The sequence below is a fragment of the Nonomuraea sp. NPDC049378 genome, from assembly GCF_055586745.1.
The window spans coordinates 152,931-176,313 of sequence record NZ_JBVJHP010000019.1 but is presented as its reverse complement, the minus strand read 5'-3'; the positions used below and the strand labels follow the sequence as shown (position 1 = coordinate 176,313).

21 protein-coding genes are annotated in these 23,383 nt (G+C 71.9%); 6 read left to right on the top strand and 15 right to left on the bottom strand.

Features of this window, described 5'->3' with window-relative positions:
* Positions 1 to 4: 4 nt before the first annotated feature.
* The 5 genes from tatC to ACZ6SA_RS35925 form a co-directional block, all read right to left on the bottom strand.
* On the bottom strand, positions 5 to 904 hold the full coding sequence (gene tatC, locus ACZ6SA_RS35945; protein ID WP_465833220.1) for a twin-arginine translocase subunit TatC: 900 nt from the start codon (positions 902 to 904) through the stop codon (positions 5 to 7).
* 30 nt (positions 905 to 934) lie between these two features.
* Positions 935 to 1,258, bottom strand: a complete 324-nt coding sequence (gene tatA / locus ACZ6SA_RS35940; protein ID WP_465833218.1) for a Sec-independent protein translocase subunit TatA — start codon at positions 1,256 to 1,258, stop codon at positions 935 to 937.
* 67 nt (positions 1,259 to 1,325) lie between these two features.
* Positions 1,326 to 1,481, bottom strand: coding sequence for a hypothetical protein (locus tag ACZ6SA_RS35935; protein ID WP_465833216.1), 156 nt, complete (start codon positions 1,479 to 1,481; stop codon positions 1,326 to 1,328).
* Positions 1,478 to 2,449: a helix-turn-helix transcriptional regulator gene (locus ACZ6SA_RS35930; protein ID WP_347622111.1), complete on the bottom strand. Its 972-nt coding sequence runs from the start codon at positions 2,447 to 2,449 to the stop codon at positions 1,478 to 1,480. The genes ACZ6SA_RS35935 and ACZ6SA_RS35930 overlap by 4 nt, the downstream gene beginning before the upstream one ends.
* Positions 2,446 to 3,408 carry a helix-turn-helix transcriptional regulator gene (locus tag ACZ6SA_RS35925; RefSeq protein WP_347644583.1) on the bottom strand — a complete coding sequence of 321 codons (963 nt, stop codon included), beginning with the start codon at positions 3,406 to 3,408 and terminating at the stop codon, positions 2,446 to 2,448. The genes ACZ6SA_RS35930 and ACZ6SA_RS35925 overlap by 4 nt, the downstream gene beginning before the upstream one ends.
* A 39-nt stretch (positions 3,409 to 3,447) precedes the next feature.
* Between ACZ6SA_RS35925 and ACZ6SA_RS35920 the strand changes: the two genes are divergently transcribed.
* Positions 3,448 to 4,521: a DUF3866 family protein gene (locus ACZ6SA_RS35920; protein ID WP_347644584.1), complete on the top strand. Its 1,074-nt coding sequence runs from the start codon at positions 3,448 to 3,450 to the stop codon at positions 4,519 to 4,521.
* Here ACZ6SA_RS35920 and ACZ6SA_RS35915 read toward each other — a convergent pair.
* From ACZ6SA_RS35915 to ACZ6SA_RS35905, 3 genes are read right to left on the bottom strand one after another with little or no spacing between them, the layout of a single operon-like run.
* Entirely contained in the window at positions 4,467 to 4,946 is a 480-nt protein-coding gene (locus ACZ6SA_RS35915) for a DUF3291 domain-containing protein (RefSeq protein WP_443153285.1), read from the bottom strand. The two genes, ACZ6SA_RS35920 and ACZ6SA_RS35915, sit on opposite strands and share 55 nt — an antisense overlap.
* Before the next feature lie 33 nt (positions 4,947 to 4,979).
* Positions 4,980 to 5,630 (bottom strand): helix-turn-helix transcriptional regulator, encoded by a 651-nt coding sequence (locus tag ACZ6SA_RS35910; RefSeq protein WP_465833212.1) that lies wholly within the window; start codon positions 5,628 to 5,630, stop codon positions 4,980 to 4,982.
* Positions 5,631 to 5,690: 60 nt separating this feature from the next.
* Positions 5,691 to 6,602: an FKBP-type peptidyl-prolyl cis-trans isomerase gene (locus ACZ6SA_RS35905; protein WP_347644586.1), complete on the bottom strand. Its 912-nt coding sequence runs from the start codon at positions 6,600 to 6,602 to the stop codon at positions 5,691 to 5,693.
* A gap of 107 nt (positions 6,603 to 6,709) precedes the next feature.
* On the opposite strand from ACZ6SA_RS35905, the gene ACZ6SA_RS35900 reads away from it, so the two are divergent.
* The 3 genes from ACZ6SA_RS35900 (at position 6,710) to ACZ6SA_RS35890 (ending at position 8,969) form a co-directional block, all read left to right on the top strand.
* Entirely contained in the window at positions 6,710 to 7,249 is a 540-nt protein-coding gene (locus ACZ6SA_RS35900) for a MarR family winged helix-turn-helix transcriptional regulator (RefSeq protein ID WP_347644587.1), read from the top strand.
* A gap of 170 nt (positions 7,250 to 7,419) precedes the next feature.
* A complete protein-coding gene (locus ACZ6SA_RS35895; protein ID WP_347644786.1) occupies positions 7,420 to 7,827 on the top strand; it encodes a YciI family protein in 408 nt (135 codons plus the stop codon).
* Entirely contained in the window at positions 7,824 to 8,969 is a 1,146-nt protein-coding gene (locus ACZ6SA_RS35890; protein WP_465833210.1) for an RNA polymerase sigma factor, read from the top strand. The genes ACZ6SA_RS35895 and ACZ6SA_RS35890 overlap by 4 nt, the downstream gene beginning before the upstream one ends.
* 74 nt (positions 8,970 to 9,043) lie before the next feature.
* On the opposite strand, the gene ACZ6SA_RS35885 is transcribed toward ACZ6SA_RS35890, so the two are convergent.
* The 5 genes from ACZ6SA_RS35885 to ACZ6SA_RS35865 are packed head-to-tail and all read right to left on the bottom strand — an operon-like array spanning position 9,044 to position 17,761.
* The gene (locus ACZ6SA_RS35885; RefSeq protein ID WP_465833208.1) at positions 9,044 to 13,114 is read right to left on the bottom strand and encodes a glycoside hydrolase family 2 TIM barrel-domain containing protein; all 4,071 of its coding nucleotides are present in this window, start codon (positions 13,112 to 13,114) and stop codon (positions 9,044 to 9,046) included.
* A gap of 13 nt (positions 13,115 to 13,127) precedes the next feature.
* Entirely contained in the window at positions 13,128 to 14,963 is a 1,836-nt protein-coding gene (locus ACZ6SA_RS35880) for a glycoside hydrolase family 2 protein (protein ID WP_465833206.1), read from the bottom strand.
* 19 nt (positions 14,964 to 14,982) lie between these two features.
* Entirely contained in the window at positions 14,983 to 15,825 is an 843-nt protein-coding gene (locus ACZ6SA_RS35875; protein ID WP_347644591.1) for a carbohydrate ABC transporter permease, read from the bottom strand.
* The gene (locus tag ACZ6SA_RS35870) at positions 15,822 to 16,757 is read right to left on the bottom strand and encodes a carbohydrate ABC transporter permease (RefSeq protein ID WP_347644592.1); all 936 of its coding nucleotides are present in this window, start codon (positions 16,755 to 16,757) and stop codon (positions 15,822 to 15,824) included. The genes ACZ6SA_RS35875 and ACZ6SA_RS35870 overlap by 4 nt, the downstream gene beginning before the upstream one ends.
* Positions 16,754 to 17,761, bottom strand: coding sequence for a LacI family DNA-binding transcriptional regulator (locus tag ACZ6SA_RS35865; RefSeq protein WP_347644593.1), 1,008 nt, complete (start codon positions 17,759 to 17,761; stop codon positions 16,754 to 16,756). The genes ACZ6SA_RS35870 and ACZ6SA_RS35865 overlap by 4 nt, the downstream gene beginning before the upstream one ends.
* Positions 17,762 to 17,900: 139 nt before the next feature.
* Here ACZ6SA_RS35865 and ACZ6SA_RS35860 point away from each other — a divergent pair, with 139 nt between their 5' ends.
* Positions 17,901 to 19,352, top strand: a complete 1,452-nt coding sequence (locus ACZ6SA_RS35860; RefSeq protein ID WP_465833203.1) for an ABC transporter substrate-binding protein — start codon at positions 17,901 to 17,903, stop codon at positions 19,350 to 19,352.
* Positions 19,353 to 19,390: 38 nt separating this feature from the next.
* On the opposite strand, the gene ACZ6SA_RS35855 is transcribed toward ACZ6SA_RS35860, so the two are convergent.
* Positions 19,391 to 20,575 carry an RNA-guided endonuclease InsQ/TnpB family protein gene (locus tag ACZ6SA_RS35855; protein WP_465833201.1) on the bottom strand — a complete coding sequence of 395 codons (1,185 nt, stop codon included), beginning with the start codon at positions 20,573 to 20,575 and terminating at the stop codon, positions 19,391 to 19,393.
* A gap of 181 nt (positions 20,576 to 20,756) precedes the next feature.
* Here ACZ6SA_RS35855 and ACZ6SA_RS35850 point away from each other — a divergent pair, with 181 nt between their 5' ends.
* Positions 20,757 to 22,238, top strand: coding sequence for a sulfatase-like hydrolase/transferase (locus tag ACZ6SA_RS35850; protein ID WP_465833199.1), 1,482 nt, complete (start codon positions 20,757 to 20,759; stop codon positions 22,236 to 22,238).
* Between the two features lie 139 nt (positions 22,239 to 22,377).
* Here ACZ6SA_RS35850 and ACZ6SA_RS35845 read toward each other — a convergent pair whose 3' ends face one another.
* The gene (locus ACZ6SA_RS35845; protein ID WP_347644596.1) at positions 22,378 to 23,307 is read right to left on the bottom strand and encodes an FKBP-type peptidyl-prolyl cis-trans isomerase; all 930 of its coding nucleotides are present in this window, start codon (positions 23,305 to 23,307) and stop codon (positions 22,378 to 22,380) included.
* Positions 23,308 to 23,383 lie beyond the last annotated feature (76 nt).

Genomic DNA, 23,383 nt, shown 5'->3' with positions numbered 1-23,383 from the left:
TCGCCTATCGCCCGGAACCGGAATCCTCTTCGGCGCGGGTGGTGTCGGGACCGTCGTCGAGCGGCGTGTCGTCCGCCTCCAGCGGTGAGGCCTCGTCGTCGGACAGGTGCCCGAACTCGCTCGCCGGGTTGCGCTTCTCCCGCAGGTACATGAACAGCTCGGCCGCCGCGAACAGCACGATCATCGGCGCGGCCAGCGCCATCATGGTGATGGGGTCGCCGCCGGGCGTGACGACGGCGCCGAACACGAACATCAGGAAGATGACCAGCCGCCGGTGCTTGGCCACCGCCTCGTGGGACAGCACCCCGATGATGTTGAGGAACACCAGCAGCAGCGGCAGCTCGAACGACACCCCGAAGATCAGCAACATGATCAGGACGTAGTCGAGGTATTCGTCGATCGCGATGGTGGCGACCGAGCCGTCGACCGAGAAGCCCAGCAGGAAGCCGAGCGCGGTGTCCATGATGAAGTAGGAGAGCCCCGCGCCCAGCGCGAACAGCGGGATGGCCAGCGCCAGGAACAGCACCGTGTAACGCTTCTCGGTGCGGTAGAGGGCCGGGGTGACGAACGCCCAGATCTGGTAGAGCCAGGCCGGCGACGACAGCACCAGGCCGACCATCAGCGAGACCTTCAACGTCAGGAAGAACGACGAGAAGATGCCGTTGTAGGTCAGGCTGCACTCGCCCGTGAGCTGACGCGACTGGGCGGTCGAGCAGTAGGGCTCCTTGAGCACCGCCCACACCGGGTCGAAGACGATCCACCCGATGATCAGGCCCACCACGAGGGCGGCGAGCGCGATGAGCAGCCGGTTGCGCAGCTCGCGCAGGTGCTCCATGAGCGGCATCCGGCCTTCGGGATCGGGCTCAGGCTTGCGCTTGGGCCCCGACCGTTTCAGCAGCGCCATCACCAGTCCAGGGAGTGAGGAGGAGAGGGGTCAGGGGCGCTTGTCGGCCTGGGCGCTCGCACGCAGCTTGGCGGCCTGCTCCTCGAGCCGACGGGCCTGCTCCTCGGCCGGCGGCTCCGGCGCGGGCGCCGCGGCCTGGAGCTGCTGCGGCGCGGCCGGCTGCTGCTGGGCCTCGGGCTGTGTCTGCACGACGGTCGGCTTGTCATCGTCGTCATCGTGCAGCTTGCTGGTCTCGGCCTTGAAGATGCGCAGGGACCGTCCGACGCCACGGGCGAGGTCGGGCAGCTTCTTGGCGCCGAAGAGCAGGACCAGGGCCACCAGGATCAGGATGATCTCCGCAGGTCCCAAGTTCATGTGACGTCCTTCATGGTTAACGAGTGCTGTCCTTCACGACCGATCGTACGCTGCCGGGGCCGCTGCCTCATCCCTTGGCGTCCTGTTTATTCCTGAATTGCTCATGAACCTGAGCGATCTCCCTGTTCAGGTCACGTGCGGCGGCCACGACCCGGGCGCCCGCGACCCCGAGCACGGCCAGCCCGGCCAGGCACAGCCCGGCGGCCAGGAGTATCCACGTCATGACCGGTGAGCGTACAGCGCCAGGGCCCGCTCGGCCTCCTGGCGCACGGCCTCGGCCATCGCGGGCGGCGCGACGACCCTGCCGGTGTCGCCGAGGCGCAGCGCCAGCTTGAGGATCCAGTCCTGGTCGCGGGCGCGCAGCGCCACCCGCAGCCGCCCCTCGCCCAGCTCGGTGACCTGCTCGCACGGGTAGTACTCGGCGATCCACCGGCCGGCGGCGCTGACCTCCAGCTCGACCAGCTCGTCGGTGGGCGAGGGCCGGAAGACCCCCTGGGCGAGGTCGATGGGCTCGGCCTCGGCCGGCGGGTCGGCGGGCACGTCGAGGACGTCGACGCCGAGCATCCGGTCGAGCCGGAACAGCCGCATCGCCTCGGCGCGGTAGCACCAGCCCTCCAGGTAGGCGCGGCCGTCGACGACCACGATGCGCATGGGGTCGACCTCGCGCGGCGTCACCTCGTCGCGGCCCGGCACGTAGTAGCGCAGCGACAACCTGCGCCCCTTGGTGAGGCCCTCGCGCACGCGCGGCAGGGCGTCGGGGGCGGCCTCGACGTCGACGGCGACCTGGCTGCTGACGGTGGCCGCGCCTTCGCCGGCCGCCTGCTCCAGCTTGGCCATCACGCGGGGCAGCGCGTCGCCCGCCCCCTGCATGTCGGCCAGTTGCGGGGTGGCGGCCAGCATGCGCAGCGCGACCAGCAGCGCGCTGGCCTCGTCGATGCCCAGCCGCAGCGGCCTGGCGATGGTGTCGGCGTTGTCGATGAGGATCTCGCCGCCGTCCCAGGACACGTCGATGAGGTCGCCGGGGGTGTGACCGGGCAGCCCGCACATCCATACGAGCTGCAGGTCGTCGATGAGCTGCTTCTCGCTCAGCCCGAACATCGCGGCCACCTCGCCGACCTGCGCCCCGGGGTGGGACATCAAGTACGGCACCAGCGACAGCAGTCGCGGCAGCCGGTCGGCGGACCCGCTCATGCGAGCGCCCCTTTCAGTCGGCGGATGACGGCCTCGCGGGCGTCGGGGGGCTCGACGACCTCGACGTCGCCGCCGAGGCTGGCCATCCACCCGGCCAGCCGCTCGGGGTCGGAGAAGGTCAGCTCGGCGTCGTCCCACCCGTCCGCGCCGGTGTGCACGGCCCTGGCCAGCTGGCGAACCCCCTCGCACGTCCCCTGGCGCACGCGGACCACCGCGACCCGCTCGTCCGTCGCCTCGTCGGGGTAGCCGACCATGGACCGCACGTCGACGCCTTCCGGCACCTCGACCGCGCCCGGCTTGCCGACCGCCGCGACCTGCCCGGTGATGCGGCTGAGGCGGAAGGCGCGCGGGGCGTCCCTGCCGCGGTCGAACCCGGCGAGATACCAGCGGCCGCGCCTGCTGACCACGCCCCACGGCTCCACGGTGCGGGTGCGGACCTCCTCGCTGCCGGCGCCGCGGTAGTCGAAGCGCACCACCCGCCGGTCGCGTACGGCGTTCCACAACGCGGGGAAGGCGGGGTCGCGGGTGTCGACGCGCAGTTCCAGCGCTCCCCCGCCCATCGCCGCGCCGACGGGCTGGTCGGTGGCGACGCCGCCGGCGCGCAGCTTCAGCAGCGCCCCCGAGGCGGCCTCGGCCAGGCTGGCGCGCTGCCACACCTGGGCGGCCAGCCCCAGCACGGCGGCCTCGTCGGGTTCCAGGGTGATCTCGGGCAGCTCGTACGACTGCCGCTCGATCCGGTAGCCGGGCTCGTCCTCCCACGGGTCGCGCACCACGTCGATGGGGATGCCGAGCTCGCGCAGCTCGTTCTTGTCGCGCTCGAACATGCGCTGGAACGCCTCGTCGCCGTCGCGGTCGTAGCCGGGGACGGCGTGGCGGATCTGCTCGGCCGACAGCGGGCGCCGGGTGGCGAGCAGGCAGATCACCAGATTGAGCAACCGTTCTGTCTTCCGGCGCGACATCTGCCTCACTCCTCCTTCGATCGACGCTACCCTGCCCCCGTGATCAGATGGCGCAAGGGCGAGGTTGTCCGGATCCGACGCGAGTGGCCGGGAGCGGTGGAGCTGGATGTCGCCGTCCCCGAGGGGGAGTGCCGGGCGCTGGCGTATCCGCCGTTGGTCGGGCGCCCGGAACCCGGCGACGAGGTGCTGCTCAACACGACCGCGCTCGCGATGGGTCTCGGTACGGGAGGTTACGCCATGGTGGTGGCCGTCCCGAACCGTTTGCCGCAAGATCCTGACGGTCCCGGGCACCTGGTGAAGGCCCGGTACACACCGCTGCAGGCCACGGTGCTGGGCGCCGACGAGCAGGACTCCCCTCATCACGACCGGTTGCGGGAGGCCGACTCGCTGGACGGCATGCCGGTGATCGTGGCGGATCTGCACTCGGCGCTGCCGCCGATCCTGTGCGGCCTGTACGCCTCGGCCGCGCGATCCGGGATCCGCGTGGCGTACGTGATGCTGGACGGCGGCGCGCTGCCGGCGTGGTTCTCGATGGCGGCGGCCCGGCTGCGTGAGACCGGCTGGCTGGCGGGCGTGGTGACGGTCGGGCAGTCGTTCGGCGGTGACGTGGAGGCGGTCACCGTCCACACCGGGCTGCTGGCGGCCAGGCACGTGCTGGAGGCCGACCTGGCGATCGTCACGCAGGGGCCGGGCAACCTGGGCACGGGGACCCGGTGGGGCTTCTCGGGGGTGTCGGCGGGTGAGGCGGTGAACGCGGCGGGCGTGCTGCTGGGGCGGCCGGTGGCCGCGCTGCGGGTCAGCGAGGGCGACAAGCGCGAGCGCCACTACGGCGTCTCGCACCACTCGCTGACCGCCTACGGCCGGGTCGCCCTGTCGCCCGCCGACGTGCCGGTGCCCGAGTTGCCGGGCGCGTTCGGCGAGCGGGTCAGGGACCAGGCGGAGCTGCTGGCGGTGCGCCACCGCCTCGTCCCGGTGCCGGTGGACGGCCTGCACGAGGCGCTGCGCGGGTCTCCGGTGCGGTTGTCGACGATGGGCAGGGGCCTCGAGGAGGATCTGCCCTATTTCCTGGCCTCGGCGGCGGCCGGCAGGCTGGCGGCCTCGCTGCTGGCGTAGGAGTCCTTGAAGGTGAACGCCTCGGGGCTCGGCCCCTCGGCCTTGAGGCGTTCCAGCCGCCGCATGCCCTCAGCCAGCGGCGGGATGTGCCCTTCCGGGATCCACCACATGACGGTGTACGGCTCCGCCACGCGCAGGAACCACTCCCTGCGCCGGCGCAGCACGCCCAGGTGAGGGCTGCGGTAGACGTAGTTCCACAGCGCGTCGCGCGACTCCCACACCGAGAAGTTGACCAGCAGGTGGTCGCCGTAGTCGTGCACGACGGTGGCGGTGGGGTCGGTCTCGCTCTCCTTCAGCCGCCACACGAACCCCGGCGCCGCGTCGGCGATCGCGTTGACGGGTTCGAACAGGGCGATGAACTCGGCGAGTTCGGGGCTGTCGACGGGCGCGCGCAAGTGCGCGACGTTGAGCTGGGCCAGATGCATGCCGCTCAGCACATCACCCCTCCGCCTTCTATGTCAATCTTCATTTGTTTTAGAAGCGGCGAAGGCCACGCAGCACTCCCCCGGCCGGGGGTCGAGCCGCGCCCTGCCCGGGTCGTCGCCCAGCCCTTCAAGCAGCCCCTGGCACAGGGCCAGGTTGACCGAGCACACCAGCAGCGGCTGCTCCTTCGCCAGCACGTGGAACGGGCAGTTGCGCAGCCGCAGCAGGCCGTCCTCCTCGTAGGGCTCGTAGCCGCGCTCGCCCAGCACCCGCTCCACCGGCTCTCCCCGGTGCCGCCCCGCCATCCTCGCGCCCGCGCCGCGCGCCGCCAGCTCGGCCTGCTCCTCGGCGCCGAGCAGGTCGACCACGCCGGCCAGGACGGAGGCGAGGGTCGTGTAGTCGCGCGGCGGCAGGCTCACCGACCGCTCGCCCCCGGCCCTGCGGTAGACCTTGGCGGGCCGGCCGCTGCCCGGCCCCTTCTTCTCCGGCCGCCGCAGGCCGCTCTCCAGCAGCCCGGCCTCGACCAGCCGGTCGAGGTGGTGGCCGGCGAGGGTCCTGGACACGCCCGCGGCCTCGGCCGCCTCTCCCCTCCCGACGTCGCCGCCGCTGCCCGCCACCACGTCGTACAGGCTGCGGCGTACGGGGTCGTGCAGCAGGGCCAGCGCGTCGAGGTCGTCGCTACTCACAGCGGGAGTCTACGAAAGCCTCCGGCCGGCCGGAGCGGGCCCCGGCGGGCCCCGGCGGCGTCAGTAGGCCGCGACGACGTCCACGACGAAGACGAGCGTGTCGGAGCCCTTGACGCCGTACGCGGGGTTGCCGGAGCGTCCGTACCCGTCGGAGGGCGGCACGATCATCACGACCCGGCTGCCGGTGGGGACGCCGACGAGCGCCCTGTCCCACGCCTTGATCAAGCTTCCGTCGCCGAGCTTGAACGCTCTGGGCCCGCCGGTCGTCCAGGTCGCGTCGAAGACGCGGCGCCGGCCCCAGATCGCGCCTTCGTACTGGGCGACCACGAGCTGCCCCGCCTGGGTCCTGCGCCCCTTGCCGCGGTGCAGCACCTTGGCCGCGAACCGGGCGGGCGGCGCGGTCGCCGGCACCGACAGCGCCGGCGGTCTGCCGTTCCTGGCGCCGCCGGAGACGCGCACGCCGGCCAGCGAGCCGCCGCGCGCCTCGATCGACACGCCCTTGGGGTGGGCGCCGAGGATGTCGACGACGTAGAGCAGCTCCTCGTCCGGCGCGATCCCCCGCGGCGGGTTGGCGCCGAAGCCGTCGCCCGGCGGGATGGCGGCGATCACCCTGCTGCCCACCCTGCGGCCCTGGAGAGCCCGCTCCAGCCCCGGCAGCAGCCGCCCCACCGGGAACGCGGCGGGGGTGCCCCGGGTGAAGCTGGAGTCGACCAGGCGGTTGTCCCTGCCGTTCCAGACGTGCGCGGTGTACTGGACGATCGCCACGTCGCCGGGGCGCAGCCGCTCGCCCTTGCCCGCGGCCGGCTCGTCGACCTGCAGCTCGTCCACCGGCTTGCCGGCGGGAAAGACGATCGTGGGCCGGGCGCCGAACGCGCCGTCCACCTTCAGCTCCGGGCCGTCCGCGGCCTCGCCCGTGCAACCGGCCGGCGCGAGCAGCGCCGCAAGCAGCAGCGCGACGATACGGCGACGCATAGGAGACCTCCCGCGTGGCCCAGGCGGGGGCTGCCGGGGCCACGCGATGCTACCGCGCCGCCACGCCGCGGACCGGCAATCATGAGTAGTGCATGTTAAAATGAGGAATGCATGATTCCAACACGACAGCGAACCTGTTGGGCGCCACCGCGCTGGCCCTGACGGACGTGACGCTCGGCAACGTGACCCGCGCCGCCGGAGTGACCGCCCGGGCGGCTACGGCGCTGGTCACGCTGTCCGCCAGTCCCGGCCTCAGCGTGTCGGAGCTCGGCCGGCGCGTGGGACTCACGCAGTCGGCCGCCGCCAGGATGGTCGACACGCTCGAAGCCGACGGCCTGCTCAAGCGCTCACCGCACCCCTTCAACAGTCACTGGGTCACCGTCTCGCTCACGGAAACGGGCTGGGCCACGACCCAGCACATCCTGGGAGCCCGGGCGACCCCGCTCAGCGGCGTGCTCGAATGCCTCGACGAAGGAGAGCGGCAGACCCTGTCGTGCCTGCTCGTCAAGATCCTCACGCGGCTGTACGAGGACAACGGGAACGCCCAGTACATCTGCCGGCTCTGCGACCGGGGCGCGTGTGCTACGGAGCATTCGACCTGCCCGGTCGGTGAAGCCGAGCGCCAGGACCGGCGACAGCCGAACTGACAGCACCGCCCGGGACGCCCGGGGCAGCGGGCCGGCTGGGAGGGCCGTACACCGCGGCTGCTGACATCCACCGGAAAAAAGTTCCGAGGGGATGTCGAGAACCCGCGCGCGGCTCCGTCCCCGCAGCGAACACCGGCCACAATGGGCCGTATCGCACGAAGGAGAACATGATGGCCAAATACCTGCTGCTCAAGCACTACCGTGGCGCGCCGGCAGCGGTCAACGACGTGCCGATGGAGCAGTGGACGCCGGAGGAACTCACGGCCCACGTGCAGTACATGCAGGACTTCGCCACCCGGCTGGAGAGCACCGGCGAGTACGTCGACGGCCAGGCGCTCTCCCCGGAGGGCACGTTCGTCCGCTACGACGGCGAGGGCCGGCCGCCGGTCACCGACGGCCCGTTCGCGGAGACCAAGGATCTGATCGCCGGCTGGATGGTGATCGACGTCGACACCTACGAGCGGGCGCTGGAGCTGGCCGGCGAGTTGTCCGCGGCACCGGGTGCGGGTGGCAAGCCGATCCACGAGTGGCTGGAGGTGCGCCCCTTCATGCACGAGGCCCCCACGGTGACCGAGTGAACGAGTCGCTGCTGCGGGAGCTGGTGCCCGCGGTGATCGGTGTCCTCGTCCGTCGCGGAGCGGACTTCGCGGCGGCCGAGGACGCCGTGCAGGACGCCCTCGTCGAGGCCGTGCGCGTGTGGCCGGACGACCCGCCGCGGGATCCCAAGGGCTGGCTGGTCACCGCGGCCTGGCACAAGTTCCTCGACGCCGCCCGCGCCGACACCTCCCGGAGGAACCGCGAGGTGCGTGCCGAGGGCGAGCCCCTGCCCGGCCAGGCCGAGGCGGTGGACGACACGCTCCGGCTGTACTTCCTGTGCGCGCACCCGTCCCTGACCCCGGCGTCGGCCGTCGCGCTGACCCTGCGCGCGGTCGGCGGCCTGACCACGCGGCAGATCGCGCAGGCCTACCTCGTGCCCGAGGCGACCATGGCCCAGCGGATCAGCAGGGCCAAGCGGACCGTCTCGTCCGTCCGGTTCGACCAGCCCGGTGACGTCGCCACGGTGCTGCGCGTGCTCTACCTCGTCTTCAACGAGGGCTACTCCGGCGACGTCGACCTGGCCGCAGAGGCGATCCGGCTCACCCGCCGGCTGGCGGCCAGGACCCGCCACGAGGAGGTCGCGGGCCTGCTCGCGCTCATGCTGCTCCACCACGCACGGCGCCCGGCGCGGACCGGCCCCGACGGCAGGCTCGTGCCCCTGGCCGAGCAGGACCGCGGCCTGTGGAACACCCGCCTGATCGCCGAGGGCGTCGACGTGCTCCAGGCGGCCCTCGCCCGCGACCGCCTGGGCGAGTACCAGGCCCAGGCCGCCATCGCCGCGCTGCACGCCGACGCCGGCACGGCCGAGGAGACCGACTGGGTGCAGATCGTCGAGTGGTACGACGAACTGCTGCGCCTCACCGGCAGCCCGGTGGCCCGCCTCAACCGGGCCGTAGCGGTCGGCGAGGCCGACGGCCCGCGGGCCGGCCTGGCCGCCCTGGCGGAGCTCGACCCCGCCCTGCCCCGCCACACCGCCGTCGCGGCGTACCTGCACGAGCGTGACGGTGACCCGGTCACCGCGGCCCGGCTCTACGCCGAGGCCGCCCGATCGGCGCTCAGCGTCCCCGAACGCGACCACCTCACGCGGCAGGCCGCACGGCTCAACGCACGGCTGCGCGCTTGAGCGGCGAGCGCTCATGGGTGCGCGGGCCGGCCGACCGGGCCGGATGACCGGGCCGGATGACCGGGCCGGCGCGCTCACCCGGGGGCGCTGCGCGCCTCCAGGCGGTCGATCGCCTGGGTGCCGGCGTTGCCGCGCAGGCCCGCGGCGTAGTGCCAGCCGTCCAGCGCGCCCGGCAGGGTGAAGTCGACCCGGCCCTGGGTCGTGGCCGTCATGATCTGCGACCAGCCCCAGCCCCGCCCCCGGTCGACCCAGGTGCTGATCGTGTTGCCGTCCAGGACGTACGCCCAGCGGTCGCCGGGTTCGAGCGGCGCCGTGGAGCAGCAGGCGCTGGTGAGCCTGCCGTCGATCCTGATGTCGACGCCGTGCCGGCCCTTGATCCCGGTCCAGGCCATGACGTAGTTGCGCTCGTCCTTGACCAGCCCGTTGAACAGGGCGTCCTGCCCTTTCCCCGTGCCCGCCCATCTGCCGTGGTCGACGATCACCACGGCCCGGGAGCTCCGCGGCCCCGAGCCATGGGCGACCAGCCCGTAGTAGGCGCCGGGACCCTGCGCCCGCAGGCTGCCCGCGCCGAAGGTCAACCGCGGCAGCGCCTCGCCCGCCGACGGCTGGTGCACCGTGTAGCCGGCGCTGGAGTCGGTGTCGAAGGTGTCGTCCACGCCGGCCTCGGAGTAGGCGCCGGGGTCGAACGCCACCGTCGATCTGCTGATCACCTGGATCGCGTGCTCGCCCCAGCTCGCGGTGGCGGTGAAGTCCGCGGTCTGGCCGGTCAGCACGTCCGACTCCGCCCGCACGGTGTACGCGATGTGCCGGGCCTGGCCGGGCTTCAGCGAGCCGATCGTGTCCGGCTCGGCGGCGGTCGCGCTCCAGCCGCCGGGGGCCGACATCCGCACCCGCACGTTCCGGACCGTCCTGCCGGTGTCGTTGACCACGGAGACGATCGCCGTCCCGGTGCCGGATCCGGGCGCGATCGCGGCCGGGGCCTGGTACACCGAGAGCCGCGAGTCGACGGCCTTGAACCGCGGGCGTTCGTCGGGCACGGAGACCCTTCCGCCGGCCAGCGCGGGCGGCGTGCCGTGGCGGCCCGCGCGGGCGCCGAAGATCGACAACCCGCCGCCGTCGGAGGCGAAGCGCAGCGTGACGGTGCCCGCGTCGCCGAGTTGCCTCCCGGTGATCGGGACGGCGACGCGGTAGCCGTAGCGGTTGCCGAAGTCCCCCGCGAGGGAACCACGCGATCGACCGGCCAGCGCCGCCGGGCCGTGGGGATCGTCGGGCAGCTCGACCGGCGGCAGCGGGCTGCCGTTGACGGAAACGGTGAGGCGGGTGGGGTGGCGGCGCGCGCTGGTCTTGTTGTTGGGGTCGTACCAGCCGCGTGCCTGTGCGGAGGCGACCTCCGCGACCAGGGTCGCGCCGCGCGCCCCGCGCAGCTTCTCGGGCACCTTGACCTCGTACTCGAAGTAGCCGCGGCCGTGACCGGTGACCCGGTCCGATCCGCCGGTGGTGTGGGCCTGGGCCCCGCCGGTCCACTCCTGCGCCGTCACCTCGCCGGCGGGGAAGCCGGTCTCGCCGCCGGGGGAGTCAAAGGTGAGGTAGTTCTCGGCGAGGGTCCTGCCGCCGGCCTCGAGCCAGATCCACAGATGCCCGGCCCGCAGCCCGGCGGGTGCGGTGACCGACACGGTGCCGGCGTCGGTGACGGTGTACCGCGTGGGTGCGACCTCGCGCGAGCCGCCTCCGGCGTCGGCGATCCAGCGGCCCTCGTCGTCGTACCCGCCGATCTTCCAGCGCAGCTTCGCCCGGGAGAGGTCGTGGTCGCTGAAGTGGCTGACCCTGACCGGGACGTCGATCGTGCCGCCGCGTTCGACGGTCCGCGCCGACCTGCCCATCAAGGAGATCGCGTCGTCGGCCTGGAACATCTCGATGCCGCGGGCCCTGCCCCGGTGGTCGGTGAACTCCGGCTGGTTCGGCTGCCGGTCGAAGGTGACCGGGCTGTGGACCTCCTGCTCGGTCTCGGCCAGCTGCACGCCGACGTAGCCGTTGAGCTTGGGGTAGGCGCGGAAGAGGCTCGCCGTGTGGGGGAACTGCCCGCCCCTGATGGCGAACTCGGAGTTGAGCCAGGGTTGCCCGCTCTGTGCCCCGTCGTCGAAGTTCCAGGTGGAACCCGGCTTGACCTGGGCGTCGAACCCGTCGAGGAGCTTCTTCCACTCGTCGTACGTGGCCAGGTAGTAGTGCCAGTCGTTGAGGTCGGTGTCGAGGTGGCCGTTCTGGCAGCAGGCGGAGTTGTCGACGACCAGCCGGGACGGGTCGAGGTCGTGCGCGATCCGCACCATCCTGCGGACGTACGGGAACGCCTCCGCCGGGATCGGCTGCTGCCACGGATCCTTGTTGATCCCCCACGACTCGTTGAAGATCGTCCAGATCACGATCGACGGGTGGTTGTGATCGCGCTGGAAGGTGGTGCGCAGCAGCCCTTCGAAGAGCCGTTCCGCGTCCTCTCCCAGGGAGTGCCAGCCCGCGTTGGGCAGGTCGTACCAGATCATCAGCCCGAGCCTGTCCGCCCAGTGGTAGTAGGCAGGTTCGTTGACCTTGAGGTGGTTCCTGATGACGTTGAAGCCGAGCTTCTTGGCGTTCTTCAGGTCGAGCAGGATCGATCCGCGGCCCGGCTCGGCCTCGCTGCCGGTGCGCAGGTCGGGGCCGGCGGTGACCCCGGTGTAGGTGTACAGGCCCCACGGGTTGTAGCCCTGGTCGAGGACGCCGCGCACGTAGATCGGCCGGTTGTTGAGGTGGATGTACTGGTACTCGCCGGTGTGGCCGGGGGCCCATTTGCGGTCGATCGTCCGCAGCCCGAAGGCCGTCCTGACGCCGTCGTCGTCTCCCAGCCGGACGTCGGCGGTGTACAGCGCCGGGTCGTCCGGCTCCCACAGGCGCGGGCGCTCGATCGGGATCCGCGCCGTGCCCCGGCCGCCGTCCAGCGGCACGGTGGCGGTGCCGACGACCTTGCCGCGCGGGTCCTTCACCCGTACGGTCGCGCTGTCCGCCGCGCCGTCGGCCGCGAGGTCGATCTTCGCGGCGGCCGCGGACGGCGTGCGCGACTCCCCCTCGAAGGTCAGCTCGGGGGTGATCCTGGTCCCGGTGAGCCGGGCGCCGTCGTAGGGTTCGATCCACACCGACTGCCAGATGCCGCCGACGTCGGTGAACCAGCCGGTGTTCTCGCCGTCGGGGACGCCCGTCTGCTTGCCCATCGGGTAGGGCGAGCCGGGTGTCGTCGGGGGCGCGACCACCCGGATCGTCAGCGTGTGGGTCGAGCCGGGAGCCAGCGCGCCCAGCCCCGCGCTGATCTCGGTGTAGCCGTCGCCGGAGTAGGGCAGCACCGGCTCGCCGTCGAGCCAGACCGCCGCGCCCCAGTCGGCGGCCCCGATGCGGAGCCTGGTCTCCCGGCCGGAGAAGTCCTCGGGGACGGTGAAGGAGCGCCGGTACCACACCGTTCCGCGGTAGGAGGAGAAGGCGCTGCGGAAGATCTCCTTGGTCGCCAGCGTCTCCTCACCCCAGGCCGCCATCGACTGGTAGCCGAACGGCACCCGGATCGCCTTGCCGAACGTGTGCCCGGGGTCGAACCAGCGCTCCCGCTCCCCGGCGTCGCCGGGGTCGAAGTCGAACGACCAGGTGCCGTTCAGCGACATCCATGCGCCGCCGGTGAACGGGCGCCGGTCGGCGTCGGGACGCGGATATTCCGCCCTGGCCGGCGCGGTGTCGCGCTCGAGCTCGACCGTGACCGTACGGGCCGTGGTCGTGGAGGCGAAGGCGTACCCCTCCTTGGCCGCGACCACGAGGGCGCTGCCGTCCGGCACGCCGGTCAGGGTGAAGGCGCCGTCCCTCGCGGTCGTGGCGAACGCCTCCGACCTGGAGGCGTGCACGGTGGCGCCTTCGACCGGCGCGCCGCCGCGGGCCTCCACCACCCGGCCGCGCACGTCGATCGTCCTCCCCGCCGGGGCTCCGGCGGCCGGGCCGCCCCCGGGGCCCGGGTCCGGCTCGGCGAGGGCCGGGATCCCCGGGCACAGCAGCGCCAGAACGCTGATCAGGGCGACGGCCAGGTTCCGGCGTGTCGTCGCGGCCGGGGCCCGCACGCCCCGCCCGCCTGTGGCTCCAGACATCGAGGTCACCGATCTACATGGTGGGTGAAGAGGAGGACGTGGAGGCCCGCTCGATGGCGGCCGGGCGTCGCTGCGCCGCGCGGATCCGCGAGACGTCCAGCTTGCTCGTGCGGTCGAAGCGGTAGACGCCGTTCTGTTCCTGGAAGACGTCCGTGAGCTGGGTGTAGCAGTAGCCGAACATCAGGGGGTCGTCCAGCAGGACCCCGACCAGCCCGGCGAAGCGCCGCTGGAGCTCCTCCTCGCTCGTGGGCCGTTCGCCGTACCCCCAGGAGCTCTCCCCGGGACGCACGTCCGGGTTCCACCAGATGCCCCCGAACTCGCTGCAGAAGTACGGCTGCCCGCGGTACGGCACCGACCAGGCCGTGCCGTCGCGGCCGGCGTTGACGTACGGCTCCCCCTCGGCCAGGCCGGCCATGAGCTTGCCGAACACCTCGGGATCCTGCTCGTAGCAGTGCGAGTCGTAGACGTCGGCGCCGGGAACCCGGTGCGCGTAGCCGGACGCGTCGAGCACCGGGCGGGTGGGGTCGGCCGCCTTGGTGGCGAGGTACATGCCCAGGGTGACGTCGTCGAGGACGGTGATCCGGTCGTGCAGCCGCTGCCAGGTCTCGTTGAGCGGGCACCACCCGACGATGCTCGGGTGGGAGTAGTCGCGCTCGACCGCCTCCAGCCACTGCGTCACGAACGTCGCGGTGGGCTGCTGGTTGTCGCCGGCCGGCCCGCCGGTGTTCGCTCCCCAGTCGCCGAACTCGCCCCAGACCAGGAAGCCCGCCCGGTCGGCGTGGTACAGGTAGCGCTCCTCGAACACCTTCTGGTGCAGCCGGGCGCCGTTGAATCCCGCGGCCACGGCCAGCTCGATGTCGCGGCGCAGGGCCTCGTCCGTCGGCGCGGTCATGAGGCCGTCGGGATAGTAGCCCTGGTCGAGCACGAGCCGCTGGAAGCACGCCTGGCCGTTGAGCAGGACGGCGTGCCCGTCGATGGCGACCGAGCGCAGCCCGGCGTAACTCGCCGCGGTGTCGACCACGGCGCCGTCGCCGTCGAGCAGGTCGATGCGCAGGTCGTACAGGTGCGGGTCCTCGGGGCGCCACAGGCGTACCCGGTCGTCCGGCAGGGCCAGCCACACCTCGGCGGACAGGTCGAGGTCGGCGCGCGCCCGCGCCTGCGCGAGCTCGCCCGCCTGGTCCGACACCGTCACCCGCACCTCGTGCCCGGCGCGGTTGGCCGACAGCGGCACCGTGACCCGGAACGCGGACGCGGCGACGTTGGGCGTGATCCGCGGCCGGCCGAGGTGCGGGCCGGGCACGGGCTCGCACCACACCGTCTGCCAGATGCCGGTGGTGCGTCCGTAGCGCGCTCCGCGCCCCTCGTAGGTGGTCGCCTGCTTGCCGCGCGCCTGCGGCCCGGTGCGGGGATCGCGGGCGCGCACGACCACGGTGTACGTGTGCGCCGGATCGGCCGCGGCGGCCAGGTCGCAGGTGAACGGGGTGAACCCGCCCCGGTGCCGGCCGGCTTCGACGCCGTCGACCCACACCGTGGCGTCGTGGTCCACCGCCTGGAAGTGCAGCAGCACCCGCTGCCCCGCCCACTCCTCCGGCACCTCGACGGTGCGGCGGTACCAGACGGCCGGGTGGAAGTCGGGGTCGCCGACGCCGGACAGCGGCGCCTCCGGGCAGAACGGCACGACGATCTCGCCGGCCAGGTCGCGGTCGAGCAGCCCGCGCTCCAGCCCGGAATCGCCGGGGTCCCTCTCGAACTGCCAGGTTCCGTTGAGGCACTGCCATGCGGCGCGGACGAACTGGGGGCGGGGATACTCCGGGCGGGGAACCACGGGGCTCTCAGGCACGATGCTCACTTTCTCGATGGTGATGTGCTCAGGACTTGACGGCGCCGGCGATGCCTTCGACGAAGTAGCGCTGCAGGGCGATGAACAGCGCGACGACCGGCAGCAGCGAGATCGTCGCCGCGGCGGCCATGCCCGACCAGTCGGTGGCGTTCTCGCCCACGAACGCGAGCATGCCGACGCTCACGGTGCGCAGGTCGGGCCGGGAGAAGGTGAAGACCAGCGGCAGGAAGAACGCGTTCCAGGTGTTCAGGAAGGTGAGCACGGTCACCGTGGCGGTCACCGGCTTGGCCAGCGGCAGCATGATGCGGAAGAAGACGGTCCCGAACCCGGCGCCGTCCATGAGCGCGGCTTCGGTGAGCTCCTTGGGGATGCCGCGGAAGTAGCCGATGTAGAGCAGGATCGCCGCCACGTGCGCGGCGCCCGACATCGCCAGGATCATGCCGGTCAGCGAGTTCAGCATGCCCAGCCGCTGGGCGAGGTCGACCAGCGGGATGATGGTGTAGCCGGCCGGCACGAACAGGGTGGCGATCAGGGTGCCCATGACGATCTTGCGCCCGCGGAACTCGTGGCGGGCGAGGACATAACCCGCCATGGCGCACCTGACGACCACGACCACCACCGTGGCCACCGTGACGATCACGGTGTTGAGCAGGTATTTCCCGAACTGGGCGTCCCCCCAGGCGCGCTCGTAGTTCTCCCACTGCGGGTTGCCCGGCAGCAGGTCGAGCCCCTGGGTGAACACCTCTGCCGACGTCTTCAACGACGCGGCGACCATCCACAGGAACGGGTAGATCCAGATCAGGCAGCCGGTGGCGAGCGCGGCGGCGGCCAGCCACCAGGGCAGCCGGCGCAGCGCCTTGGACAGGGTCATGCCGCCCCCCTGGCCTTGCGGGTGGCGCGGACCGCGAGGAGCTGCAGCAGCCCGACGACGCAGACGAACAGGCCGAACAGGACGGCGGCCGCGGAGGCGTATCCGAGCCGGGGCACCGTCGCGGCGAAGGCCCACCGGTAGATGTAGACCTCGATCACCTCGGTCGAGTAGAACGGGCCTCCCCCGGTCATGGTCAGGACGAGGTCGAAGACCTGCAACGAGGCCTCGATCGACAGCAGGGTGATGATGACCAGGAACGGTTTGAGCAGGGGCGTGGTGATGTGCCGCAGGGTGGCCAGCGCGCCGGCCCCGTCGAGGCGCGCCGCCTCGTACACCTCGTCGGGCACGGTCTGCAACGCGGCCAGCCAGTAGACCAGGGTGATCCCGAACCACTTCCACACGTAGACGGCGATCGTCGTGCCCAGCGCCGTGGACGACTGGCCGAGGAAGTCGACCCCGTCCGTCACCAGGCCGGCCTCGCGCAACGCGAGGTTCACCGGGCCGCTCGCCGGGTCGAAGACGAACTGCATGACCACGCCGACGATCGCCGTCGTGGTGACCACCGGCAGGAACAGCGCGGTGCGGAACAACGTGCGCAGCGGCATGCGGGGCGAGTTGAGGACGATCGCGACCAGCAGGGTGGTCAGCACCTGGAGCGGTACGGCGACGAGCATGAACGTCAGGGTCAGCCGGAACGAGCTCCAGAACATCGGGTCGGCGAGGACCTCGCGGTAGTTGGTCACGCCGATGAACGACGGGCTGGCGTCGAACCCGTTCCAGTCGGTGAGCGAGTAGACGTAGCTGCCGACGATCGGGTAGACGGTGAACGCGCCGTACAGCAGCACGGTCGGGGCGAGGAACAACCACACGTACGTGGTGGTGCGGGCGCCGCGCGGTTTCCGCGAACCGGCGGACGGGACGGCGAACGTCATGCGCCCGCTCCGGCGACGCCCGTGGTGCTCTGGTCGACCATCAGCCGCCAGGGCGCCTCCAGCTCGGCCGCCGGCTCCCGGTCACCCTCGACGCGCTGCAGCAGGCGGGTCACGGCGAGCTCGGCGATCTTCTTCTTGTCGGGCACGATGGTGGTCAGGGGCGGGGTGACGAACCGGCCCTCCTCGATGCCGTCGAACCCGGCGACGGCGACGTCCTGCGGCACCCGCAGCCCTCGGGCCAGCACGGCTCGCACCGCCCCGATCGCGAGCAGGTCGTTGTAGCAGAACACCGCGTCCGGCGGCTCGTCCAGGTCGAGCAGGCGCTCCATCGCCTCCCGCCCGTCCTGGCGCTGGTAGCGGCGCACCGTCGCGGGGATCTCGGGCAGCCCGGCCTCCTCCAGCGCCTGCCGGTATCCGGCCGTCCGGTGCGCCGCCGTGTTGCCCACCGGCCGTTCCACCGGCCCGATGGCGGCGATCCGGGTCCGGCCCAGCGAGACCAGGTGAGCCGTGGCGGCCCGCGCGGCGGCGGTGTCGTCGATGGCGACGTGGTCGAGGCCCTCCACCCGGACCTCACCCAGGATGACCGCCGGGCAGTTGCCCGCCCAGCTGCGCAGCTCGTCCTCCGTCAGGCCGAGCGGGCTGAAGATGATCCCGTCGAACAGCGCCGACCGGTCCCGCCGCATGGTGATCTGCCGCTCGCGTTCCGCCACGCCCTCGGTGCGGTCGAGAAGCACCGTGTATCCGCGCTCCTCGGCCTGGTCCACCACGTGGGCGGCCAGCTCGGTGAAGTAGGGCACGTCCAGCGGCAGCACGAGGGCCAGCAGGTTGGAGCGCCCCCGGTTCAGGCTGCGGGCCGCGAGGTTGGGCCGGTAGTCGAGCTCCTCCAGGGCCCGTTGCACCTGGGCGCGGGTCTCCTCGGACACGTAGGCGAAGTTGTTCACGACGTTGGAGACGGTCCGTACGGAGACTCCCGCCAGCCGCGCCACGTCACGTTGTGTCACCACGACCGTCCAACCTCCAGATCGGGAGCCGACTTCCAAGAGAGTCTTGCCGCGCGGCATGCCGCGTGGCAAGAATGACTTTGCCACGCGGCAACACTGCTTCACAAGACCTTTGACCGCCGCGGGGTGGAAGGCAGGACCGATGAGCGCGATGACTCGGCGAGGGTTCCTCGCCGCGGCGGGCACCCTGGCCGCCGCGGCGGCGACCAGTGCGTGCGGCGGGGGCGGAGGCAGCGGCGGCGGCGCCTCGCTGACCTGGTGGGACCACCAGAACCAGCTGCAGAAGGCCAAGGCGGAGATCTTCGCCACGTATGCCAAGAGCCCCGGCGGCGTCCCCGTCCAGTACACGTACTACAACCCGGCGAAGATGGGCCAGGCGCTGCAGCTGGCCAAGCAGAGCGACCAGCTGCCGGACGTCCGCTCCAACGCCGGTCTCAACCTGCCCCCCGCCGCGCTCGTCGCCGCCGGATGGGCGCAGCCGCTGGACCTCAGCGAGGAGGCGACGGCCCGGGTCAAGGACTCGCTCGTCGAGGGCGTGCACGTCTTCGACGGCAAGATCTACGCGTTCCCGATCTTCAGCCACCAGGTCTACGTCGCCGTCAACTGGTTCAACACCGAGCTGGTCGGGCGCGCCGGGCTGGACCCGCAGGCGCCGCCGAAGACCTACGACGAGTTCCGCGCGGCGGCCCGCGCGGTGCAGCAGTCGGCCGGCGAGGGCACCTACGGCTGGGTGTGGAACATCGGCATGCCGGACCGGCTCGGCGAGCAGGTCCACGACCTGGCGCAGGCGGCCGGGTTCGCCGGCGGGCAAGGACGGTTGTACGAGAGCGGCGAGTACGCCTTCCACGCCGGCGAATATCTCGACGTGATCGAGTTCCTGGTCTCGCTGCGCCAGGACAAGGTGCTGGTGCCGGGGTCCAACTCCTGGGTCGACGACGTGGCGCGGGCCCGGTGGACCGCGGGGCTGGCGGCGTACTATTTCGACGGCCCTTGGTGCCCCGGCGTGGCGCTGCAGGAGATGCCGGAGTTCGGGGAGAAGCTGGGCGTCGGGCCGATGCTCGTGCCCGACGCGGGCACCGCCGTCGCGAGCTACCACGTGCCACAGCCGGGCGACTACTGGTTGTCACCGACGACCCGGCACGCCCAGGCGGCCAACACCCTGTTGAGCGACTACTTCACCACCCCCGACTACTCCCGCCGGGTCGCCGAGACCATGTCGCAACCCCCGCGCGACATCGACGTCGTCGAGCAGTCCCAAGCGCACCCCGCCTACAAGAAGCTCATCGGCTGGTTCCGGGAGAGCGTCCACCTCGGCCCCGACCCGATCGCCGGCAACGCGGACATCCAGCAGGTGCAGATCGCGTCCAAGCCGGTGCGCCCCACCCTCGGCGACATCGTGCAGGGCACGCTCACCGGCGACGTCACCGACGTCCGCGCGGCGCTGACCAAGCTGTCCAGCGACACCGCCAAGGACCGGGACCGCGCGATCGCGGAGGCCAGGAAGAAGGGCGCGAAGGTCAGCCTGGACGACTACGCCTTCCCCAACTGGAAACCGGGCAAGGACTACACCAGGCCGATGTACGACGAGCGCTGACGGTGACTCCTCCGCCCCCTGAAGGAGGCGGCTTCTCGCTAAGCCGCTTCCGCAGGTTCGCGAAGGGCAAGCCCTGCCCTGAGAATGTTCTTGGCCGCGTTGACGTCGGCGTGCGCGGTATGACCGCACGCCGTACAGGCGAACGCGGCCTGGGTGACGCGGTTCTCCCGTGCGCTGTGCCCGCAGCGGGCGCAGGTGCGGGAGGTGCCGGCGGGGTTCACCGCGATCAGCTTGCGACCGGCGCTTTCAGCCTTGTACGACAGGATCGTCAGGAACACCCCCCAGCCAGCGTCCAGGATGCTCCGGTTGAGGCCGGACTTCTGCGCCACATTCCGGCCGGGGACTTCGACCGTGCCGGACGCCGAGCGGGTCATGTTCGCGATCCGCAGGTCCTCGTGCACGATCACATCATAGGCGCGGACCAGGGCGAGCGCGGCCTTGTGCGCGCCGTCCAGACGTTGCCTGCGCACCCTGGCGTGCAACGCGGCCACGCGGGCCACCGCCTTGCGCCGCCGCTTGGAACCCCGTTCCTTGCGGGCCAGAGCCCGCTGCGCGGCGGCCAGACGGCCCGCGGACGCGGCCAGGTGACGGGAGTTGGTCAGATGCTGTCCGTCGGAGGTGGTGACCAGCGACGCCACACCCATGTCGATCCCGGCCACCGCGCCGGTGGCGGGCAGCGGCTCGGCGGGCACGTCGTCGCACGACAGGACCACGAACCAGCGGGAGCCTTCACGCGTGACGCTGATCGTCTTCACCTGGCCGCGCACGGGCCGGTGCCGGTGGACGCGGACGTGCCCGACCCCCTGGAGGCGCATGTAGGTGGCGGTCGGGTGCTCGGGCTGGGAGTTCCACCGGCAGCCGTCGCCGTCCTTGGGCCACTCGACGGTGTCGAACCGGCCGCGCCCCTTGAACCGGGGGAAGCCCGGGGTGCGACCCGCGCGGACCCGCGTGAAGAACGCGGCGAACGCCTTGTCGAGCCGTCGCAGCGTGGCCTGCTGGGAGGAGAACGACCAACGCCCCTGCCCGTCCGCATCACCGGCGCGGATGTGTTTCAGCTCGGCCGACTGATCGCCGTACCGGACGCTCACCCCCGCCCTGGCATAGGCGGTCCGCCGGTGCTCCAGAGCGGCGTTGTACAACTGCCGGTGGTCCTCCAGGCACGCCGCCAGCGCCGCCGCCTGCCGGGCGGTGGGGCGCAACAGGAACCGGAACGACCTGCGCACACCCCACCCCCCCATCACGTTTCGTAACGACACCGCCACGCTACCGGCTGCCGCCGACAAAACCAGGAAGGACATCCGTGATGCGCAGACCCGACCGGTCAGGGCACACTCGGGCCTTGACGGCCCTGCCGCTCCCGATTCCCCTGTCGCCTCAAGGCGACGGTCCCCTCGGGAGGATCTGATGGAGAACGTTCCCGTGCAACGACCGAACATCGTGCTGATCATGACCGACCAGCAGCGTGCCGGCTGGACGGCGGCGGGCGGATTCCCCCTGGACACCATGCCGTTCCTGGACGGGCTGATGGACGCCGGCGTGCGGTTCAGCCGGGCGTACACGACCTCCCCGCTGTGCGTCCCTGCCCGGATCAGCCTGCTCACCGGGCGGTATCCGTCCGCGCACCGGGTCAGGCAGAACAGCGCCGCCCATCACGTGCTCCGCGGCGACGACCTGGTGGACGTGCTGCGCGAGTCCGGCTACGCGCTGCACCTGGCGGGCAAGACGCACTTCCACCGCAAGCCCACCGATTTCGACACGTTCGCCGCGCCCTACTGGCACGAGCGCGGCCCGGCCGACGCGGCGACGCCCGAGCAGGAGGCGTTCGAGGAATGGCTCGCCTCGCTCGACCACTCGGTCAGCCATGAGCCGGCGCCGTTCCCGCTGGAGTGCCAGTTCCCGCACCGGATCGTCACCGACGCGATCAGCGCGATCGACGAGACGCCCGCCGGGCGGCCGTTCTTCACCTGGCTGTCGTTCCCGGAGCCGCACAACCCCTACCAGGTCCCCGAGCCGTACTTCAGCCTGTTCGCGGAGGACGAGGTGCCCGACCGGCAGTCCGGGCCCGAGGGCGCCGAACGCAAGGGCGGCATGTACACGTGGCTGCGCCGGCTGACCGAGGAGAAACGGCCCGGCTACGACGCCGAATGGCGGCGCTACCGCGCCAACTACTGCGGCATGCTCCGCCTCATCGACGACCAGCTGCGCCGGTTCTTCACGCACCTGCGCGAGACCGGGCGGGACGCGGACACGCTGGTGTTCTTCGTCGCCGACCACGGCGACTACACCGGCGACTACGGCCTGCAGCGCAAGGGCGCGGGCATGCCGGAGTGCCTGATGCGCATCCCGTTCGCCGTGGCCGGGCCGGGCGTGCGGCCGATGGCCAACGGCACCGACTTCGTCTCGCTCGCCGACCTGTTCCCGACGGTCTGCGACGCCCTCGGCGCCGGCATCCCGCCCGGTGTCCAGGGCCGCAGCCTGTGGCCCATGCTCACCGGGGAGCCCTACCCGGCCGAGGAGTTCGCGAGCGGCTACGGGGAACGCGGGTTCGGCGGGCTGTCGTACACCGTCGACGAGCGCCCCCCGCTGCACTTCCCCTACGAAGGGCGCACCTTCGACGAGCTCAACACCGTCACCCAGTCCGGGACGACGGTGATGCTCCGGCGCGCGCGGTGGAAGCTGCTGCTGGACGAGCGCGGGACCGGCGAGCTCTACGACCTGGACGCCGACCCCGCCGAGCTGGACAACCGCTACGACGACCCCGCGCTCGCCGGGGTCCGCGCCGACCTCACCACCGACCTCGCCCGCTGGATGATCCGCGTCAGGGACGACCTGCCCCAGGCGGTCTACACGCTCAAACGTCCACCACACAACTGGAGCCAGGCGTAACGGGGCTCACGTCCTGGCGCGTCCGCCGGGGAGGACGTCGATCACGCGAACGCGAGACCGGGCGGCATGCACCTGGCCCTGCTCCCACGGTGCCGGACGACCGCCGATCACGGGAGTCCGTCCGGCACCGTGGTGCTGATCAGTAGGCGCCCAGGACGTCCACCACGAACACCAGGGTGCTCTTCGCGGGGATGCCCTGCTGCTCCTGGTCGCCGTAGCCGAGGTCCGGCGGGATGCTCATCACGACCCGGCTGCCGACCGGCACCCCGACCAGTCCCTGCTGCCAGCCCTTGATCACCTGGCCGAGCGGGAACTCGGCCGGCTGGCCGCGATCCCAGCTGGAGTCGAACTTCTTGTCGGTGCCCCAGATCTTGCCCGTGTAGTGGACGGCGAGCGTCTGGTTGGCCTTCACCTTCTCGCCGGTGCCCTTGATGACCGTCTTGACCTCGAGCTTCGCCGGCGGCTTCGCATCGGTCTTCGTGGTCAGCCCGGGAGCCTTCTCACCGCCGGGATTGTCGACCTTGACACCCTTGATGCTGTCGTCGATCTCCTTGCCCTCGGCCGCCTTGAGCGGCGGCGGCTGGGTGCCGACCACGTCGAACACGAACACCTTGGTCGGCTGGGCGGGCGCGGCCTGCTGCTGGGGAGCGGCGTCGTTGGCCAGCACGGCCAGCAGCCGGCCGCCCTTCTTGACCTTGGTGAAGCCCTCCTGCAGGACCTTCGGCAGCTGCTCGTTGACCGGGATGGCCTCGGGCGCCTTGGTGTCGTAGGAGGAGCCCTGCACGGCGTTGCCCTGGCCGTCCCAGTTGTAGACGGTCAGGTTGACGACAACCCGGTCGCCCGCCTTGATGGCGTCGCCGTCGCCGGGATGGATCACCTTGTACGACGACGTGGTGGCGGGCGAGCCGGACGGGAAGGTCACCGTGGGCTTGGCCCCCACGTTGCCCGCGACCCCCACCTTGGCGCCGTCGGCCGGCGCGGCGCTCGACGTGGCGCCGGCGCTGGACGTGGCGCCGGAGTTCGCGCCGTCATCGGAGCCGCACGCGGCGGCGAACAAGAGCAAAGGCACGGCGGCCGAAACGGCCAGAGCGCGGCGCATGAATGTCCCTCGGAAAAGACGTCAGATTCGCGTCACACTACCCGAC

Coding starts and splice junctions, on each gene's coding strand:
- ACZ6SA_RS35870 (WP_347644592.1), bottom strand. CDS start 16,757: ATGACGTTCGCCGTCCCGTCCGCCGGTTCGCGGAAACCGCGCGGCGCC.
- ACZ6SA_RS35925 (WP_347644583.1), bottom strand. CDS start 3,408: ATGTCGCGCCGGAAGACAGAACGGTTGCTCAATCTGGTGATCTGCCTG.
- ACZ6SA_RS35850 (WP_465833199.1), top strand. CDS start 20,757: ATGGAGAACGTTCCCGTGCAACGACCGAACATCGTGCTGATCATGACC.
- ACZ6SA_RS35935 (WP_465833216.1), bottom strand. CDS start 1,481: ATGACGTGGATACTCCTGGCCGCCGGGCTGTGCCTGGCCGGGCTGGCC.
- ACZ6SA_RS35905 (WP_347644586.1), bottom strand. CDS start 6,602: ATGCGTCGCCGTATCGTCGCGCTGCTGCTTGCGGCGCTGCTCGCGCCG.
- ACZ6SA_RS35875 (WP_347644591.1), bottom strand. CDS start 15,825: ATGACCCTGTCCAAGGCGCTGCGCCGGCTGCCCTGGTGGCTGGCCGCC.
- ACZ6SA_RS35900 (WP_347644587.1), top strand. CDS start 6,710: ATGCATGATTCCAACACGACAGCGAACCTGTTGGGCGCCACCGCGCTG.
- ACZ6SA_RS35915 (WP_443153285.1), bottom strand. CDS start 4,946: ATGCATCTGGCCCAGCTCAACGTCGCGCACTTGCGCGCGCCCGTCGAC.
- tatA (WP_465833218.1), bottom strand. CDS start 1,258: ATGAACTTGGGACCTGCGGAGATCATCCTGATCCTGGTGGCCCTGGTC.
- ACZ6SA_RS35895 (WP_347644786.1), top strand. CDS start 7,420: ATGGCCAAATACCTGCTGCTCAAGCACTACCGTGGCGCGCCGGCAGCG.
- ACZ6SA_RS35885 (WP_465833208.1), bottom strand. CDS start 13,114: ATGTCTGGAGCCACAGGCGGGCGGGGCGTGCGGGCCCCGGCCGCGACG.
- ACZ6SA_RS35860 (WP_465833203.1), top strand. CDS start 17,901: ATGAGCGCGATGACTCGGCGAGGGTTCCTCGCCGCGGCGGGCACCCTG.
- ACZ6SA_RS35930 (WP_347622111.1), bottom strand. CDS start 2,449: ATGAGCGGGTCCGCCGACCGGCTGCCGCGACTGCTGTCGCTGGTGCCG.
- tatC (WP_465833220.1), bottom strand. CDS start 904: ATGGCGCTGCTGAAACGGTCGGGGCCCAAGCGCAAGCCTGAGCCCGAT.